This is a genomic window from Paenibacillus sp. J22P59, assembly GCF_059383895.1.
Genome location: NZ_JBXENX010000006.1, coordinates 110,485 through 128,834 on the forward strand (window position 1 = coordinate 110,485; position 18,350 = coordinate 128,834).

16 protein-coding genes are annotated in these 18,350 nt (G+C 48.1%); 13 read left to right on the forward strand and 3 right to left on the reverse strand.

Annotated elements, in window-relative coordinates; genetic code table 11:
* Positions 1-132: 132 nt before the first annotated feature.
* Entirely contained in the window at positions 133-1,401 is a 1,269-nt protein-coding gene (gene ilvA / locus AC50YO_RS12005) for a threonine ammonia-lyase IlvA (RefSeq protein ID WP_494847084.1), read from the reverse strand.
* A 141-nt stretch (positions 1,402-1,542) separates the two neighbouring features.
* Between ilvA and AC50YO_RS12010 the strand changes: the two genes are divergently transcribed.
* From AC50YO_RS12010 to AC50YO_RS12060, 11 genes are all read left to right on the forward strand, one after another.
* Entirely contained in the window at positions 1,543-2,100 is a 558-nt protein-coding gene (locus AC50YO_RS12010; RefSeq protein ID WP_494847085.1) for a hypothetical protein, read from the forward strand.
* 216 nt (positions 2,101-2,316) lie between these two features.
* A complete protein-coding gene (locus AC50YO_RS12015; protein WP_494847086.1) occupies positions 2,317-2,631 on the forward strand; it encodes a nucleoside/nucleotide kinase family protein in 315 nt (104 codons plus the stop codon).
* 397 nt (positions 2,632-3,028) lie between these two features.
* Positions 3,029-3,616: a matrixin family metalloprotease gene (locus AC50YO_RS12020; protein WP_494847087.1), complete on the forward strand. Its 588-nt coding sequence runs from the start codon at positions 3,029-3,031 to the stop codon at positions 3,614-3,616.
* 2 nt (positions 3,617-3,618) lie between these two features.
* A complete protein-coding gene (locus tag AC50YO_RS12025) occupies positions 3,619-4,239 on the forward strand; it encodes a hypothetical protein (protein ID WP_494847088.1) in 621 nt (206 codons plus the stop codon).
* Between the two features lie 1,096 nt (positions 4,240-5,335).
* Entirely contained in the window at positions 5,336-5,512 is a 177-nt protein-coding gene (locus tag AC50YO_RS12030; protein ID WP_494847090.1) for a hypothetical protein, read from the forward strand.
* 42 nt (positions 5,513-5,554) lie between these two features.
* Positions 5,555-6,424 carry a hypothetical protein gene (locus AC50YO_RS12035; RefSeq protein ID WP_494847091.1) on the forward strand — a complete coding sequence of 290 codons (870 nt, stop codon included), beginning with the start codon at positions 5,555-5,557 and terminating at the stop codon, positions 6,422-6,424.
* Between the two features lie 177 nt (positions 6,425-6,601).
* The gene (locus AC50YO_RS12040) at positions 6,602-7,627 is read left to right on the forward strand and encodes an ABC transporter ATP-binding protein (protein ID WP_494847093.1); all 1,026 of its coding nucleotides are present in this window, start codon (positions 6,602-6,604) and stop codon (positions 7,625-7,627) included.
* Between the two features lie 4 nt (positions 7,628-7,631).
* Entirely contained in the window at positions 7,632-8,420 is a 789-nt protein-coding gene (locus AC50YO_RS12045; protein ID WP_494847095.1) for an ABC transporter permease, read from the forward strand.
* Between the two features lie 25 nt (positions 8,421-8,445).
* Entirely contained in the window at positions 8,446-9,237 is a 792-nt protein-coding gene (locus AC50YO_RS12050) for an ABC transporter permease (RefSeq protein WP_494847098.1), read from the forward strand.
* Between the two features lie 190 nt (positions 9,238-9,427).
* Complete coding sequence (locus AC50YO_RS12055; protein WP_494847099.1) at positions 9,428-10,279, forward strand: helix-turn-helix domain-containing protein; 852 nt, start codon at positions 9,428-9,430, stop codon at positions 10,277-10,279.
* Positions 10,280-10,360: 81 nt separating this feature from the next.
* Positions 10,361-11,032: an SOS response-associated peptidase gene (locus tag AC50YO_RS12060; protein ID WP_494847102.1), complete on the forward strand. Its 672-nt coding sequence runs from the start codon at positions 10,361-10,363 to the stop codon at positions 11,030-11,032.
* Positions 11,033-11,101: 69 nt separating this feature from the next.
* Here the strand turns inward: AC50YO_RS12060 and AC50YO_RS12065 are convergent, their stop codons facing one another.
* Together AC50YO_RS12065 and AC50YO_RS12070 are read right to left on the reverse strand one after the other, a co-directional pair.
* On the reverse strand, positions 11,102-12,097 hold the full coding sequence (locus AC50YO_RS12065) for an electron transfer flavoprotein subunit alpha/FixB family protein (protein ID WP_494847105.1): 996 nt from the start codon (positions 12,095-12,097) through the stop codon (positions 11,102-11,104).
* 101 nt (positions 12,098-12,198) lie between these two features.
* The gene (locus AC50YO_RS12070) at positions 12,199-13,017 is read right to left on the reverse strand and encodes an electron transfer flavoprotein subunit beta/FixA family protein (protein ID WP_494847549.1); all 819 of its coding nucleotides are present in this window, start codon (positions 13,015-13,017) and stop codon (positions 12,199-12,201) included.
* A 253-nt stretch (positions 13,018-13,270) separates the two neighbouring features.
* Here AC50YO_RS12070 and AC50YO_RS12075 point away from each other — a divergent pair, with 253 nt between their 5' ends.
* The gene (locus tag AC50YO_RS12075) at positions 13,271-15,562 is read left to right on the forward strand and encodes a (Fe-S)-binding protein (RefSeq protein WP_494847551.1); all 2,292 of its coding nucleotides are present in this window, start codon (positions 13,271-13,273) and stop codon (positions 15,560-15,562) included.
* Positions 15,563-15,672: 110 nt separating this feature from the next.
* On the forward strand, positions 15,673-18,084 hold the full coding sequence (locus AC50YO_RS12080) for a 3-hydroxyacyl-CoA dehydrogenase/enoyl-CoA hydratase family protein (RefSeq protein WP_494847107.1): 2,412 nt from the start codon (positions 15,673-15,675) through the stop codon (positions 18,082-18,084).
* Positions 18,085-18,350: the final 266 nt, after the last annotated feature.

An 18,350-nucleotide genomic window follows, 5' to 3' on the forward strand; every position in this document is an offset into this window, starting at 1 on the left:
CTATTCGGAGTATGAAAGTCGAGCTTAGCGGGCACTTTCAGGGGAAGGATATCGCTTAGAGGATGCAAATAAGGCGATGCTCCTCGTGCGAGCATCGCCTTGCTTGGAATGGTTAGATTAGGGGTAAGTAAATCAGATCAATAAGTTGAATAAGACAGGGTCTTTATTCAACTCAACGAACTGAATGCCTTTCTTCTGCATACGGCTTATGAGAGGCTCGTAATCCTCCCGGTGCTTAAGCTCGATGCCGACCAAAGAAGGCCCATTGTCTTTGTTATGCTTCTTCGTATATTCGAAGCGGGTAATATCATCATTCGGACCGAGCACATCGTCGAGAAATTCACGAAGGGCGCCAGCTCGCTGCGGGAAGCTCAGCATGAAATAATGTTTGAGCCCTTCATAAATTAGGGAGCGCTCCTTGATTTCTTGCATGCGGTCAATGTCGTTATTACCGCCGCTGATCACGCAGACGATCGTCTTGCCGACAATTTGATCTTTGATCAGGTCCAGCGCTGCAATCGGCAATGCTCCAGCAGGCTCCGCAACGATAGCATTCTCGTTGTACAAGTCCAGCAGAGTGGTACATACTTTTCCTTCAGGAACGGTTATAACGTCGTCCAGCAGATCGCGGCAAATCGCGAAGGTCATATCACCGACCCGTTTGACCGCTGCGCCGTCAACGAACTTATCAATCTGATCAAGCGGCACGACTTCACCAGCGTCTAATGACTGACGCATGGAGGACGCTCCTTCCGGCTCGATTCCGATTACTTGCGTAGACGGGGATACTGTCTTAACATAAGAGGCAACACCAGCTGCCAGACCGCCGCCGCCGACTGATAGGAGCACGTAGTCAGGAACGGTCTCAGCGGCTTCCATTAGCTCTTGGCCGATGGTCCCATTGCCGGCAATGATCTTCGGATCATCGAATGGATGGATGAAAGCCATGTCGCTTCGCTTGCTCTCTGCGATTGCGGCAGCATAGGCATCATCGAATGTATCTCCGGTAAGAATAACCTCGACATAAGTGCCCCCAAAAAAGGATACTTGATTGACCTTCTGCCTTGGTGTGGTGCTTGGCATATAGATTTTCCCGTTAATGCCGAGTGTCTGGCAAGAATAGGCTACACCTTGTGCGTGATTGCCTGCGCTGGCACATACAATGCCGGCGGCCAGCCGTTCAGGCGGGAGTGAGCGCATAAGATGGAAGGCGCCGCGTATTTTGAAGGAACGGACGACCTGAAGATCCTCACGCTTGAGCAATACATTACAGTTGTAACGTTCGGACAGCACACGATTATGCTGCAAGGGTGTTCGAATGATAACATCCTTCAGATGCATTTGGGCATGAACAATCTCTTCGAGCCCGATCTTGGGTTGATGAGTCGTTTGGAATTCCATGTAGATCACCTCTCATAGGTCACTTGTACAGGTATATAGGCATAGGTGGACAATTAATAATGTTTTATTATAGCACTAATATTTTTAGTATGCAGAACAAATAAAGTGAGCTGATGACCAGTTCCAAGGAGGTGCAGACGTTTGTCGAAATGGTGGAAACGATCGCTTACAGCTATTCTAATTCTTATCGTACTTCTTTTTGCTGGCGGGTGGTGGCTGCTGTCTTATATCGCGCCGCAAGAGGAGCTTGGACTAACTTATCAGCAGATCGACGTCAGGGATAAGGCTCTCACAATGGTGAAACGTCTTAAGCCAGAGCTTCTGCTGACAGAATCGGATATTAACAATCTAGTCATCAAGCAGCTGAGTGCCGGGGCAGCAAGCGACGTGCTGCCGTCTGGCACTCGACTGGACGGAGCGAGGGTGGAGCTTCAGGGTGACCGCCTGCTTGCCCATTTGAATGTAACCTATAAGAATAAGGTGCCGGCTGCACTGCTGGTTACTTATCAGCTGTCTTGGCAGGCTCCGAATGTAGTAGTGGAGCCTGTGTCACTAAGGATCAAAGGAATTGATCTGCCTCATGACAATCTGGAGCGAATCATTATTCCATTAGATCTATCCGGGCAGGATATTGTGTCGGTCGGAGATGTGCAGTTCGAGACAGACCGTGTTGTTATTAGGCTGCAGTTTGATTTGTAGGCAGTGAAAGGGCTGGCTCCATAGGAACGCTTCTCTACAAAGAGAACCGAAGATTGTTGCATGATGAAAGTGCAGGCGAGAGGGCAGAATTAGCCCAGAGCCTGCGCTTTTTTTGTATAAGGGTACTCCACTATTCCACCTTATAGCCGCTTGGCGGCAATGACATCTTCGATCTCTCGAACCCACGCATACCCTGCGCTATCAATACCTTGAGACATGGAGCCCTATAATGTTGATCAAAGAACAATCGAACTTATCATGGTTGCGGACAAACAAGCGCAACAAAAATGGTTTGAAGAGCTGGATGCAGCTGGCACTGATGCTCTAATCCTAGATCGATGCATTGGAAGTCAACATGCTTATGGATTATCAGCAAATAAAGCTGAATATCCTAATCTAGAGCATAGTGAGGCCCACTCTTGGCTATCTAACTTACTTCGATATGTGCGTAGTCCGGATCTGACTATATTAATAGATATTTCTCCAAAAGAAGGTATAAGGCGTAAAGGCAAACATGGAAAAAATGATTGATACGAATCAATTTAGATATGCTTACTGAAGTTAGACAAACTTATATTGGAAATACCTATTCTCCAGGTAAAGGTTTATCAGTAATGGTAAAAGCTGAGTTCCCAGAAAAATCTATTCATGAGGATTTCTATGGAAAAGTGTTACAGGCAGTGCCCCGACTTAAAAAGGACAGCCTCTAGTAAATTAAATTTAGATGTGCCGCTGAATTGTAAACCACAATTGTGGTTTAATCGTATGATTGATTTTGTTATAGTTTACATAAATATCTATAATATCCACATAATTTTAAAATCAGATATTTAGATTGGAGGCATGTGTATTCCTCATTGTTCTCTTTATACAATAAATTGAAGGAGTGTAGGATTTGAAAAGGAGCTATTTTAGTAGGAGAATATTGATGCCACTTATATGTGTAGTTGGTTTAACAATTGGAGGGACTTCGGGATACGCTTATACAATTAATTATAGTTATGGTTATTCTCCTCTCATTCCCACTGTCTATCCGCATCAAGATTTTGATACGGCTTCAAGAGGAGCTATGAGTATTTCCACTAATGTCTGGAATAATATTGATCCAACAGGCTCAGTAAGCAGTTTAGTAGTCACCGGTAGTGTTCATAGTAATTCTGTTTATCCTAAAAAAAATAATAGGAATGAAGTAACTAAAGGTGCCAGGGGAACAAACAAATATGTTATGGAAACCTATTATACTTCAGCTGATCCTGTCATAATTAATTATGCTGTTTGGGAAGCTGACTTTGATGTAAACACATCATTTCCTTGGACGAATAATCCTTCGAGCACTGTGGCGTTAGATGTTCAAAATGCATTTACTCATGAATTAGGTCATTTTTTAGGACTTGGTCATTCGAATGTGTCAGGAGCGACAATGTGGGATTCTGCGGTGTATGGGGAAACATCTAAAAGAAGCCTTGAAACAGATGACAAAGAGGGAATCGAAGACATTTACGGAGGGAGAAGCTAACCATGAAAGCTAAATATGTTATTGCCTTTGTATCTACCGTAATTCTGGGCGCTGTGCTTATCATATTTCTCCCCAACCTTATGCCTGCAACAACAACTACTCATAAGGTTGATGGCCTTATCTTGTACAGGGATAAAACTGATTTAATTGGCGGCTCAGTACTGATTGTTAAAGGGGAAGTAATTGAAGTACTGCCTGGTAAATGGTCTAATCCTGATCTGAAAAAAGGAGAGAATGTAAGGAATATTGTTCAAACAGACATAAAAATAGTAGTTAAAGAAACAATTAAAGGAAATGCTACTGGCAAAGAAATTGTGATTCGAATTGATAAAGGGCAGGCTGGCGATGTTAAAGTCGAATCCGATGGGTATCCTGATTTTGCAATAGGAGAGGAAGCACTTCTATTTCTAAGCAGAGATGATGGTGATCTGTTCAATCCGGAAGAAGACTATTACGTATTAACAGGAATGAAGCAGGGAAAATTCATTAAAAAAGATGATGCAGCATTTATCAATTCGAACGAAGAGGTTGTGACTATAGAAACACTAAAAAAAGAGTTGCCTGAAGAAGAAAAAAAATATGCCGAAAGACCAAGAGTTGACCCTAAATTATATCAACCATAATCAATAATAAAGGTCTTGCCCTGATTTAAAAAGGGTAAGACCTTTATTATTGAGTAGATCAAGTATAAGGGCGGAGGCTAGCACAAACAGACTAACTATTTAATTTAAACATTATCGTAAATCTTCAACGAGTTAATGCCTGCAATTAAGCAATGTAACTAATACCATCTTAGTAAAAGTCTAATGTCCCAATGGACAGGGAGGAATTAAGAGAATCCGTATGTGCTTAGCTAAATACACCAATAATCTTTATTTCTTTAATGTGATGAGAAAAAGTTTGAGAAATATTCGTTGCTTGTGAATGAATTCTTTATTTTCCTTTTTTGTATAAGTGTACTCCACTTTGGGAATCGCGATAGCAATGCGAAAACGGTCAACTAGCTGAGATAGTGCTTATTAGCAGATATAGATTTCAGAAGCAGAAACAGACCTATTAGCTAATCTAAATGAATAAATTGGTAGAAGAAATAAATTAAGCAGCTTACCTTACACTGTCTCACAGTTGAATATTCGACACCCGCCAGCCAATTGTAACCTGGTCATCTTATCAGCCATTTCGTCAAATAGCTAGCTTTACTCATTAACGAAGCATCAACTACTAATTTCCCGCAGTAACCTCACTAATGTGTGAGGCTATGCTCACTCATAAGAGCGCCTTATCATGAATGACAAGCATTCTATGATGCCAGACTCACAGCTCGGGAGGATAGCTTCCCGAAGGATGAGGTTCACCTCCTACATCCAAGCCATCTTTGCTAACCGCGACTATTATAGGAGCATATCCTCACATTGGTATGAGTATGCCGCATAAGAGCTCACATTTTCAGCATTGGGCTTTTTAAAACACCTGCTGGATAGTTGGAAATGGGCTAAGAAAAGAACGTAAGGATTAAAAGTTGACTTTATAGTTGAGAATCGTTATCATATACATATAATTGATAATGATTATCAGTGAAAATGAATAAAACATAACTGAAGTGACCGCAGCTAACTGTAATGATTGCAATGAAAGCCATAGTAGGATGACTAAAAAACTGTATTTTCGGTTATTAATGATAAGAGATTCTATCTATTATGAGGAGGAGATTTACTAGATATGGGCTTGTTATATGAGATGGTTATTAAGAAGAAGCAATCGTTAAGGAATAAGCATGAGAGTAGATTAGCGATCGAGTCTATCAAAAAAGGAGCTGCTGGAGCAGCGGTGGAGTCAAGAGCTGCTAGAGCACTGGCTACACGGCTTACTGCAGCCCAGCCACTAATAGAATCCTAACTAAAATAACAAATAACGTGGAGATATGGAGTTGATTAAGCTATGGGGGAAGGTTCATTCAATAAGCGAGAGGGCCAGCCTGAGGGCCAACTGGAGAAGAAGGAAGACAACGGAAGGCCATGGAACTGGCTGCTGTTCCCATTCTCATCCGTTAGGGTTGGAGAAGATTCTTTGTTTGCCTCGTCAGTTGGCCATGGTATTTATGAAATAACGAGCGATGGTCATTGGCACAAACTGGATAAAGGGATATCTGAAGCAGCTGGCGTTAATCGTCTGCAATTGCATAGCGGCATTCTACATGCTTGCACGAATGAAGGACTATTCCAATTCGAGGATGGACAATGGAAAGCCGTGCTGGATTCCCCCTGTTATCAGTATAGATTGCTTGGAGGCACAGGCTATGCAGCTACCGATTCAGGTCTGTGGTCGCAAACAAGAGGCAGATGGGAGATTACAGCCTCCGAGGGCCAGAAGGTATATGATTTCATCAACCTTCCGCAATATTTAATAGTAGGTCATGATAGCGGAATCTCGCTCTACGACCGATTCATGGATGACTGGGCAGAATTCAAGCTCAATCGGGTGATAACGAGCCTAGCCGTATACAAGGGTCATTTGCTTGGCGTATCGGATAAAGGCGAGCTGCTCGTAGGAGACAAACAAGGTAGATTTGATCGCATAAGATTCGGGAATCATTTCATCTTTTCCATAGTAACGATAGACAGAACGGTCTATGTCTGTACGGATCATGGCTTGTTCCGGTTAACCCATATGCGAGGACAGCTAACGCTCTTCTCCATTAAGCCTGGGCTTCCAGTTACGGATGTTGCAGCACAGGGAGATGACCTGTTTCTGGCAACCTTATTCCAAGGTGTAAAAAGGATTAGTACGAACGGGGATAGCCAGGAGTAGCATAGAGAATATGAAGTTGAATGGCTTCGCCCTATATACAGGGGCGAGGCCATTTGTTGTTAAAAAATGCTTCTTTTAGTAGGAAGAAGATGCTATTATGAGTTTCATATGTGTTGTAAAAGTTTGTAAGAAGAGTATTATTCCATCAAATATTTGATCTATAAGGAGTTGTAATAGATGATTCACGTCGAAGCCATCTCGAAGGAATATAAGCAATTCACAAGATCATCGGGCGTCTTTGGATCGATGAAAAATCTGTTTTCAAGAGAGCATACGTTAATTCAAGCGGTGAACCAGATCTCTTTTTCGCTAGAGAAGGGGGAGGCTGTCGGTTATTTGGGTCCTAATGGGGCGGGAAAATCTACGATGATCAAAATGCTTACAGGGATTCTAGTCCCCACCTCCGGGAGCATCACAGTCAATGGCCTTGTTCCGCATAAGCATCGCAAGGAAATTGCCAAAAAGGTCGGCATTGTCTTCGGCCAACGTAGTCAGCTATGGTGGGATCTTCCTGTACAAGATTCTTTCGAGCTGCATAGGCGTATTTATAAGGTTCATGATACGGACTTTCGGAAGAATATGAATATTTTTCTAGAACTGCTCAATTTGAAAGAATTCATTACTCAGCCAGTAAGGCAGCTAAGTCTAGGCCAACGGATGCGGGCAGAGATTGGGCTCGCGCTTCTGCACAATCCAGACATCGTATTTCTGGATGAGCCCACCATTGGATTAGATGTTATTGCAAAGGATAATATTCGAGCCTTCGTCAAGCAAATGAATCGTGACCGCAAAGTATCTATTCTATTAACCTCCCATGACCTAAAGGATATTGAAGAGATATGTCCTCGCATGCTTATTGTGAATAAAGGGGAGCTCATCTTTGATGGGACGGTAGATCACTTGAAGGCGAATCTATCAACGGGAAAAATTATAACGATTGAATTCGAGGATGATCCTGGCGATTATGTGAAATTAGACAATGCGGTGCAAATCGCGGATCACGGAATTAGAAAGACCTTCCGAATTGATAAAGGGCTGGACTCAGCTATAGATTTCATTCAAGGCGTGTCGCGCCGTTACCCTATTAAAGATTTTGTTCTGCAGGATGCGGATATCGAGGATATTATTCGCCTGTACTATAGAAGCTTGGAAGATCAGCCTCAGCCTGCATTAACCAAACAAGAGAGATTGAGCGTGATTTAATATGATGAGAACGTATTATACGATCACAAGTAAAGCTTTTTTCCGCAATACGGCTTATCGCTCTGAGGTATGGCTGCGGATTTTCGGCAATATTACGATCGTCTTTATGCAGATTGCCATATGGACTGCCTTGCTTGGCACAGGTTCGTTGAATGGGATTGATATAGGGACGATGATTACCTATGCCCTTATTAACACCTCGGTCTCGATGATTCTAATGAACAAGGTTGTCTATACCGTTGACGATAAGCTTAAGACCGGCAATATTACGTCAGATCTATTGAAGCCGATCAGTTATCCGCTGCTTTTGTTTTTTGATCAATTGGGCAATGTCGTGTTCCAGCTTATATTTACCGTTGTCCCGACGATTCTAATCGCATCGCTGCTATTCGGATTCAGCTTTCCTACAGAGCCGTATGCCATTGTCGCTTTTGCCGTCAGCCTGTTGCTGGCTCTAGTCCTTTCGTTTCTCGTTGGCTATCTCATCGCATTGATATCCTTCTGGTTTCTGACAACCTTTGCCTTGGATTGGATGGTATCAGCCCTAATCACCGTTTTCTCAGGCTCGTTCCTGCCCTTGTGGTTCTTCTCGGCCGAATGGCGATTCGTCGCAGAGCTGCTTCCCTTTCAATACTTAGGCTTCATTCCTGCTGCAATCTATATGGAGAAGCTGGATCTGAGTGAAATCGTATGGGTGCTTGGAAAAGGAAGCCTGTGGGTTCTGCTGCTGTGGCTTGCAGCTAGACTGCTGTGGTGGAGAGCAATCAAAAGATTAGTCATACAAGGCGGTTAAAGCGCTATAGTTGAGGTGGGAATTTATGAATATTTCGTTGTTCACATACTTTGTTAAATTGGTTATCAAGTCTCGTATGGAATACCGAGGAGCATTCCTGATTGGGGCAGTCGGTCAGATTGTAGGCTATGCTGCCAATTACCTCGTTATTTGGCTGCTACTGCAGCGCTTCGATACGATCAACGGCTGGAGCTGGTCGGAAATTGCTTTTCTATATAGCTTGAACTTACTTACCTATGCGATAGGAGCTTCCTTCACCTATACGCCAATGGTCGGGCTCGATCAAATCATTGTGAACGGCGATTTCGATAAATACTTAACGAAGCCGTTGTCTCCGTTTATTTATTTCATCGCGAACCTATTCAACATTGGCTATATTGCTCATATTGTCATTTCTATTCTGGTCCTATTCTGGTCGATCTCTCAGGCAGACATGAGCTGGACGGTTACTAAGGTAATCTACTTGTTTCTTGCCGTAATCAGCGGTTCTTTTCTGCAGGCAGCGGGCTTGATTGTAATCGGGTCGTTGTCCTTTATCTTTCTGCGGGTTCAATTTTTGTTCTCGATCTTTTTTAGGATGAAAGAATTTATTGCTTATCCCATATCCGTGTACGGAACGCTGCTGCAAATTATTTTAACGTGGATTGTTCCGCTTGCTATGATTAATTATTATCCAAGTCTGTTTCTGTTCGACGAGAGTGTGCTATCGAATAAAATTCTAGGAATTACAGCGCTAGTGATTGGACCGCTCAGCTTCTACCTTGCGTATAAGCTATGGATGTATGGGGCTAATAAATATCAAGGGGCTGGGGGCTAGTCATTTTCCTGTAATGATTGCTAACCATATCTTTTAATAGGCTGCTCTTAGCAGCTTTTTTTCTTTATGGTAGACAAATGATAGCGAGTTTTGTAACATGGCAATAGAATTGCGGTCTTTATATGGATGGTCGCGGAACTTTTTTTGCATACAAACACACCCAAACAGAATACCGCAAGGGGAGATTATCGTGCCTGAAGATTTATTGTTAACCTTTCGCTCACCGCCGCTGCCTTTTTTCATAGAATCGAATAGAAGGACTTATCAGGCTGGAGAAGAGCATCCGAATCGGACGAATCTGGGTGTCTTCGACCTGTTGTTTGTACAACAGGGAAAGCTGTATATAGCTGAGGAAGAGAACAAATGGGAGCTTGGAGCAGGGGATGTCCTTATCCTTCGGCCGGACAAATGGCATTATTCCTATGAGCCTTGCCAAGAGGAGACGGTATTCGATTGGATACATTTCCAGACGGTTGGGGCATGGGAGGAGACGGAGGGTAGCCAGACAGGCTCGCTGCGAGGCGATTATTATACATACGCCATCCGCTTGCCCAAAAAGATTCATTTGTCCTATCCGGATGAAGCCAAGCTGATCTTCTCTCAGCTGCATGATGCAGCGAGAAGCTCATCGCATGGCGCATTCTGGGAACGGCAGCAGCGCTTCCTTCATTTGCTGCAAATGCTGGATGAGGGCTGGCGCTCCGATGCTGCCCGTGCAGGGGTGTCCGTCGCAGAACGGGCTGCCGCTTATTTGAAATTAAATTATCGCAGCGTCATCACGAATACGATGCTAAGCGAAGCCTTGCAGCTTCATACGAATTACATCACTCGTTGCATGACCGAGGTGTTCGATTGTACGCCGCAGCAATATTTGCTGTATTATCGTCTGGATCAAGCGAAGCTGCTGCTTATCAAGACGGATTGGACGATTGCACGAATTGCAGAGGAGACGGGCTTCCGGCAAACGCCGCATTTCTCCAGGCTGTTCGCTGCCCAGACGGGCATGCCTCCGCTCAAATTCCGTAAACGCTTCACCCATTAATAGAATAGCTGGTGCATAGAATCCCCCTTTGTCTGCAAATACTTGGTAAATCCAGTATAGCGACATAAGGGGGATTTTTGCATGATTGAGCGTTATTCGATTACAGCCGATATCGGGGATATAGTGGATGCCTTTCAAATACAACAACTGATTCATTGTTATACGAACCGCTTCAATATCGTACCGATGCAAACTGTATCCATCATCCTTAATGGGGCCTCGGGCAAACGAACGATGGATGAAGCCAGGTGGGGACTGTTTCCATTCTGGGCGAAGGATTCGGTGAACGCAGATTGCGAGAGGCTGTCTGATAAGCGATTTTTTGCGCGGCAGCTTAAGCAGCAGCGCTGCATTGTGCCATGCAGTGGTTTTTTTGGCTGGCAGCCCTTCGGGCAAGAGAAGGACCCGCGGGCGATGCATATTGTGATTCCGAATTATCATGTGCTTGGCCTTGCGGGCTTCTATGATAGCTGGATGACTTATTCCGGTAAACAAATGCGAGCCTTTACGATTCTCACGGGCCCCTCTTCAGGCGCTATGTCGCAATGGCTGCCCCGGGTTCCGATTATTCTCGACGAGGATGGCATTGCCGATTGGCTGAATCCAGAGGTTCATGATTATCGCTCACTGCGCAAGCATTTGGAGCCGATGGAATCCTACAGGATGCACGCCTATCCCGTCACGAACGCAGTCAGCGATGATGCCTTTGAGTCACCTGACTGCATTCGGGAGATTAGGCCGGATTTTGCATGAGGAGACAGGGTCATGGGTGATAGAAACATTAATGTTATAGGTTATTGATGTCACTTAATATTCGGGTCATTAATCTGAAAGCACGCGCTGAAGCTCAGCAGTCAATAACGGTACAATCTCAAATAAGTCCCCGACGATGCCATAGTCAGCGATGCTGAAGATGGGGGCGTCGGGGTCTTTGTTGATCGCGACGATAACGCGCGACTGGCTCATGCCAGCCAGATGCTGGATGGCGCCGCTTATGCCGCATGCGATATAGAGCTGCGGCGTTACGACTTTGCCGGTCTGCCCGATCTGGAGGGCATAGCCGCAGTAGCCTGCGTCGCATGCGCCGCGAGAGGCGCCGACAGCTCCGCCGAGTACATCGGCGAGTGCTTGCAACGGCTCGAAGCCTGCTGCGCTGCGGACGCCTCTGCCGCCGGATACGACGACGTCGGCCTCGGCGAGATCTATCTGGCCGCCAGCTCTGCGGACGAGTGAGCGCACGGCGGTGTAGAGGGTTGGCACGGTGAAGGGCAGTGCCTGAACCGTGCCAGAGCTTGATCCGGCAGCGATAGGTTCTGCGGCCGGCAAGTTATTCGGGCGCACCGTGATCACCCACGGATGCCCCGGCACGAAGCTGCGCTGCTCGAACGCTTTGCCAGCGTAGAGCGGGCGAGTGAAGATGGCGCTGCCATCTGGCGAAGCTTCGATGGCAGTGACGTCGGCGACATGGCCGGCGCCGAAGGCCGCCGCGATGCGGGGAGCGAGATCGCGCCCGATAGCGGTATGGCCGAGCAGCAGCGCGTCCGGGCGCACCGCCTCCATTGCCGCGCGAAGGACGGCGATATACGCTTCGGGCGCGTACACGCTAAGTGCAGGGTCATCGGCGACATGCACGATATCCGCGCCATGCGCAAGGAGTGCAGCCGCTTCATCGGCAGCACCCGAGCTCGCAGCGATGACAGCTTGGACGGAGCCGTCATCGCCAGCAAGCTGCCGTGCTGCGCCAAGGGCTTCCAGCACAACGCGGCGCAGCTGGCCGTCTCTAGACTCGGCGAATACGAGTAAGGTCTTCTTAGCCATCTAATGGACATCTCCTTTTCGAGAATCGCTGTCCTGACAAGGACGACGAACCGTGTAATCAAACGGCGGTCAGTAATTAATAGCCTTAAATGCAGTGCAGCCTAGGGCCAGAGCAGCCGCACCAGCTCGGCAGCCTGCTCATTCGCAGTCCCCGTGAGCTTTTTGCCTGCTGCACGCGGTGCTGGAGGCAGCAGGGCACGACGAACGGTGCGTGCTTCTGTCTCTGCCTCTGCGAGCAGATTGCCATCGCCATTGATCTCTTCGAGTGTGGTTCGGGTCAGGGGCTTCCTTTTCGCTTTCATAATGCCGGGAAGCGACGGGTAACGAGGCTCATTCAGCCCTTGCTGAGCAGTGATGAGAGCAGGCAGCGGTATAACGACTGTCTCCGCATCTCCTTCAACATCTCGCTCAATAATTGCGAAGCGGGTAGCATCTACATGAAGCTTATCGCCGTCTGCTGTAATTCCGTCCCCATCGGTAATATCAATCTTGACCGCGGCTGAGGCATGGGGAAGACCTAGCCGCTGTGCTATTTGCAAGGCAACACTGCCAGATCCGCTGTCGACAGCGAATAGGCCAGCCAGCAGCAGATCCGGCTGCAAAGGCTGTATGATCGCCGTTAGCGCTGCGGCAATACGATAGCTGTCATCAGTCTCAATGCCTGCGCTGTCCAGTCGAATGGCTTCGTCTGCTCCCATTGCCAGTGCTGTTCGCAGCGCTTCCTCTGCTCGCTCGCTTCCACAGGTCACAACGCGTATTTGTCCACCATGAAGCTCTCGAAGCTTAAGCGCTTCTTCCAATGCGTACTCATCATAAGGATTAATGATTAGCTTCACCGCGTCCTCCGATATGCCGGAAGCTGTAACGATAATCTTTTCCTCCGTATCAAAGGTCTGCTTTATAAGAACGACAATATTCAGCATCCTCGCTCATCGCCTCCTTTTGTCATGATTTCAGGGCTCCTTACAAGCTTTATTCAACTCTTTTTGCGCTTCGTTCAACTTCCTGTCATCAGTGCTACGATATGTGTGAATGAAGCCAAATAGACCGTGCTCCTTCCTTAGAGAGGGGCGGCATGTTCACGTTGCAGGACTCATATACTGGAACAACGCAATTTTATGAAAGCGCTTTAAAGCTTGTCCGATCCGTGCAAATGAAGGAGGGTGAATGAGCATGTTGCTAGCGCTGGGGTGGTCGGTAGAGCAATGGACAGCTGTTGTGAGGTGGGGGTTGTTCGTAATCGTTGTCTTGCTGGCTGGGACCGCGTTCGTAACGGTTGTGCTGCGTCGTATCGGTTATATGAAGCTGGGCAGTCCGACGGTTTTTGCATGGAAGCCCCCGAGGCGAATGACGAGGCTGAAAGAGAAGTATACCTTCACTAGTCAGATACTGGGGCATCGCAAGCTGCTGCATGATGCTAGAAGCGGTGTCATGCATCTCGTTTACTTCTATGGCTTCATCGTTCTACAGTTCGGTGCGGCGGATCTTATTTGGAAAAAGCTTAGCGGTCATCCGATCCCCTTTCCTTTTTATAACGGCTTCGCCTGGAGTCAGGAATTAACGGTATCTCTCGTTCTGTTTGCTGTGCTGTACGGCGCTTACCGTCGTTACGGGGAACGGCTCGACCGATTGAAGCGAGGCTGGAAGCCGTCGCTGGTGCTGTGGTTCATTGGCAGCCTGATGCTGACCGTCTTATTAACGCTGGCATTCGAGAGAATTGCCATTAATGAGACTGAGGCGGCAGTTAGTATTGAAGCAAGTATTGGAGCTGGCAGCAGCATTCATCTGGTAGATGATCGTTATGCACCAGTATCAGTTCTGCTTGCTGAGGGGCTCAGCTGGGTCGGTGTGGATCAAGGGGGAACGGCAGCGGTGCTCGGATATGAGCTGTTCTGGTGGCTTCATTTGTTGGTGCTGTTATCCTTTGCGGTTTATGTGCCTCAATCGAAGCATTTTCATCTGTTGACGGCCCCAATTAATTTATGGCTCCGGAGACGAACGCCCGTCGGCAGATTATCCCCGCTTCATCTAGAGGACGAGGAGATTGAGACATTCGGCGCTGGCCGAGTGGAGGACTTCAATCAGAAGCAACTGCTTGATCTATACGCCTGTGTAGAATGTGGGCGCTGCACGAATGTATGCCCGGCTTCCAATACCGGCAAGCTGCTGTCACCCATGCATCTAATAACCAAGCTTCGTGACCATCTCACTGAGAAAGGGGCTGCCATTACTTCCCGTTCTCCATGGATTCCAGCTCGATTAGGAGGCATTGCCGCAGGTGCGCATGTCATGGGAGCCGTGATGCCGGTATGGGAGGAGGGCTTTGGAGGAAGTGCTACATCTATTAGGCCGACGATGGCTGCGCAGGCACAGGCATGGACAGTCCGTCATGAAGCGTTGGCGGAGGAGGTTCAACTGGTCGGTGAGGTGATGACAGAGGAAGAATTGTGGGCCTGTACGACATGCCGCAACTGCGAAGAGATGTGCCCCGTGGGAAATGAGCATGTCGATAAAATTATTGATATGAGGCGTTATCTGGTCCTCATGGAAGGCAAGCTGCCTGCAGATGGTCAACGGGCCTTGCAAAATATTGAGCGGCAAAGCAATCCATGGGGACTTCCCAGAGCGGAGCGGGCTGCATGGATAGAGGAATGCGAAATCCGCACAGGCGTAAGAGTGAAGACCATGCAGGAAATGAAAAAGCTTGGCACGAAGCCAGAGCTGTTGTTATGGGCAGGCTCGATGGGAGCCTATGATACGAGAAGCAGGCAGGTGCTTTATGATGTGGTGCGGCTGCTTAATCATGCTGGGGTCTCTTTTGCAACGCTCGGGGTGGAAGAAAAGAGCTCAGGGGATACAGCCCGCCGTATCGGCAATGAGCTGTTATTCCAGGAATTATGCCGCGAGAATGTGGAAACGCTGCAAAAATACGCCGTTTCAACTATTGTGACGGTCTGCCCTCATACGTACAATACGTTCAAAAATGAATATGTCGACTTCGGCCTTTCTCCCGATGTTCGAATCGAGCATCACACGGAGCTGCTCGCAAGGCTGCTCAAGGAAGGAAGGCTTCATCCTAAATATGCGGTGGAGGAACAAATTACATTCCATGATTCTTGCTACTTAGGCCGCTATAACGGCGTGTATGAAGCGCCAAGGGATGTGCTGAGGGCAATACCAGGCGTGCAGCTGAAAGAGATGGTCCGTTCACGCGAGAATGGGATGTGCTGCGGTGCTGGAGGGGGCCTGATGTGGATGGAGGAGAAGAGTGGCGTTAGGGTGAACCAGGCCAGAGTGGAGCAGGCTCTTGAAGTACAGCCATCCATTATAGGCTCTGCATGCCCCTATTGCTTAACGATGATGGAGGATGGTTTGAAGTCGCTGGAGGCCGATAACGTGATATTGGCTCGGGATGTAGCAGAGCTGCTTGCATTAAGCGTGCTCGGGGGGAGAGGAAGCCGTTGAGGGAGGGCAAGAGGCGGCGTTGTCGGGTATTCCAAGCAAGCTCCTTGCTTGGAATACCCGTTCCAATAGAGCAAGGGCATAAGGCATAACTATTTAGGAGGTGCTTGTACATGTCGATCCATCTATCGGGGGCAGTACGGCGTGCTGCCGTTATCGGCTCCGGCGTCATGGGCGCAGGAATCGCCGCTCATCTTGCGAATGCGGGCATCCGCGTTCTGCTGCTTGATGTTGTTCCACAATCGCTTACAGCAGAGGAAGAACAGCGGGGTTGGACGCTTGCCCATCCACAGGTGCGCAGCCGATTGGCGAAATCGGCTATTCAGCGATTGTCCAAGACGCAGCCGGCGCCGCTCTACGATACAGCTTTTGCTGAGCGAATTACGCCCGGCAATCTGGAGGATGATTTGCTGGAATTATCGAATGTGGACTGGATTATTGAGGCAGTGGTCGAAAGGCTCGATGTGAAGCAGGAGCTGCTTGCCAAAGTGGAGGCAGTATGGAAGCCCGGCACGCTCGTCAGCAGCAATACTTCAGGCTTGTCTGTGAATGAGATGACGGAGGGAAGGGGAGAAGCGTTCCGTCAGCATTTTGCAGCCACTCATTTTTTCAACCCGCCAAGGTATATGAAGCTTGTTGAGGTCGTGCCTACAGAGGTCACAGACCCGGCAGTGACAGCGAAGCTTACAGAGTTATGCGAGAAGAGGCTGGGCAAGGGAGTTGTGCCTGCTAAGGATACGCCGAATTTTATCGCCAATCGAATCGGCACTTATGGCATGCTGGTTACGCTGGAGGAGGTTATTCGATACGGGCTGACGGTGGAGGAGGCCGATGCGCTTACAGGACCTGCTATGGGCAGGCCCAGAACAGCTACGTTCCGTATGCTCGACCTCGTTGGTCTGGATACGCTGCTTCATGTTGTAGACAATGTGCGGAACAAAAGCAGTGATCCGGCAGAGATTGCCGTATTCACAAGACCTGCTCTGCTCGAGCAATTAGTCGGGGCAGGAAGGCTTGGGGAGAAATCCGGAAGTGGATTTTATCGCAAGGTTAAGGGGGAGAAAGGCGGCAGCGAGATTGAGTCGCTTCATTTGCAGACGCTGGCTTATATGCCTAAGAAACAGATCAGCTCGACCGTTATAGATGCTGTCAAAGCAGCCAAGGGCGTCACGGCCAAGGTACAGGCGCTTCTGGGTGCTGAGCCGGGCAATCGCTACTCTCTATTTGCGTGGCATTCGATTAAGAGAGTGCTGCTCTATTCCGCTAGCCTGCTCGGAGTTATTGCAGACTCGATCCTTGATATAGATCGGGCGATGAAATGGGGCTTCAATTGGGAGCTGGGCCCGTTCGAGCTATGGGATACAATCGGCTTGAAGCGCTCAGTGGAGCGAATGATTAAGGAAGGCGATGAAGTGCCCGAATGGGTGATTCATTGGCTGGAAGCGGGCAATGAGAGCTTTTACAAAATAGCCGATGGAAAGCGGGTGCACTTCTCAGAAGGTGCATATGCCTGTCAGGAGCAGGGGCAGGATGAGATCAGCTTAGCCTCGCTCAAAGCAAAGGGTCGTACAGTGCTTAGAAATTCGGGCGCGAGCTTGATTGATATAGGAGATGAGGTTGTCTGTCTTGAGTTTCATTCCCCAAATAATGCGATTGGCGGTGATATTCTAGCAGCTATTCGGGATAGTGCGGATGAGGTAAGCCGTAATTGGCGAGGGCTCGTCATTGCCAACGAAGGGCGTAATTTTTGTGTAGGCGCGAACCTGATGCTGCTTCTGATGGAAGCGCAGAATGGCGAGTGGGATGAGGTGGAGGCAATCATCCGTTTCTTCCAATCCAGCATGCTGCAGTTAAAAAAGCTGGATCGCCCCGTCGTCGCAGCTCCGCATCGCATGACATTGGGCGGCGGAGTAGAGGCCTGTCTGCCAGCCGATCTAATTATCTATTCGCCAGAAACATATTTCGGATTAGTGGAGACAGGAGTGGGCCTTATTCCGGCTGGAGGAGGTTCAAAAGAAGCCGCTGTTCTTGCGATGCAACGTGCGGCAGGAGGAGAAATTCAACCGCATCTGAACGCGCTGTTCGAGACCGTCGCGATGGCCAAAGCCTCCTCCAGCGGCTTCGACGTTGCGCGTCTTGGGCTGAAGCGCCCGCAGGACCGCGTGATTATGCAGCAGGATGCGCGTATGGCCGAGGCGAAGCGCGCTGTGCTTGAACTGGATCGGGCGGGTTACGTGCCTCCCGCAGAGATGCGCGTAAGGATTGCCGGACGCGAAGGCAAAGCCGTGCTGCGGATGGGCGTGCACAGCCTCTTGCTAGGAGGGCAGATCAGCGAGCATGATGTTTTGATCGGCAGCAAGCTGGCCCATGTTCTGGCTGGTGGGGATGCTGCGCCAGGAGCAGAGGTGAGCGAGCAATATTTGCTCGATCTGGAATGCGAGGCATTCCTGAGCCTTTGCGGGGAACCCAAGACGCAGGCGCGAATGAGCCATATGCTTGCTACCGGCAAGCCGCTGCGGAACTAATAGGCTGATTAATAACTAGCTTGCGATAAACCAAACAACCTACCAAACAACCCATCAACCAACCCATCAACCAACCCATCAACCAACCCATCAACCAACCCATCAACCAACCCATCAACCAACCCATCAACCAACCCATCAACCAACCCATCAACCAACCTACCCACTAACACATACTACTTTATCCTTATGGCAGACCTATCTATTTGTTCATTTAAACTAATTATCCACTGGATTCATCATCAAAAGAGACTTCTTCAATCCAC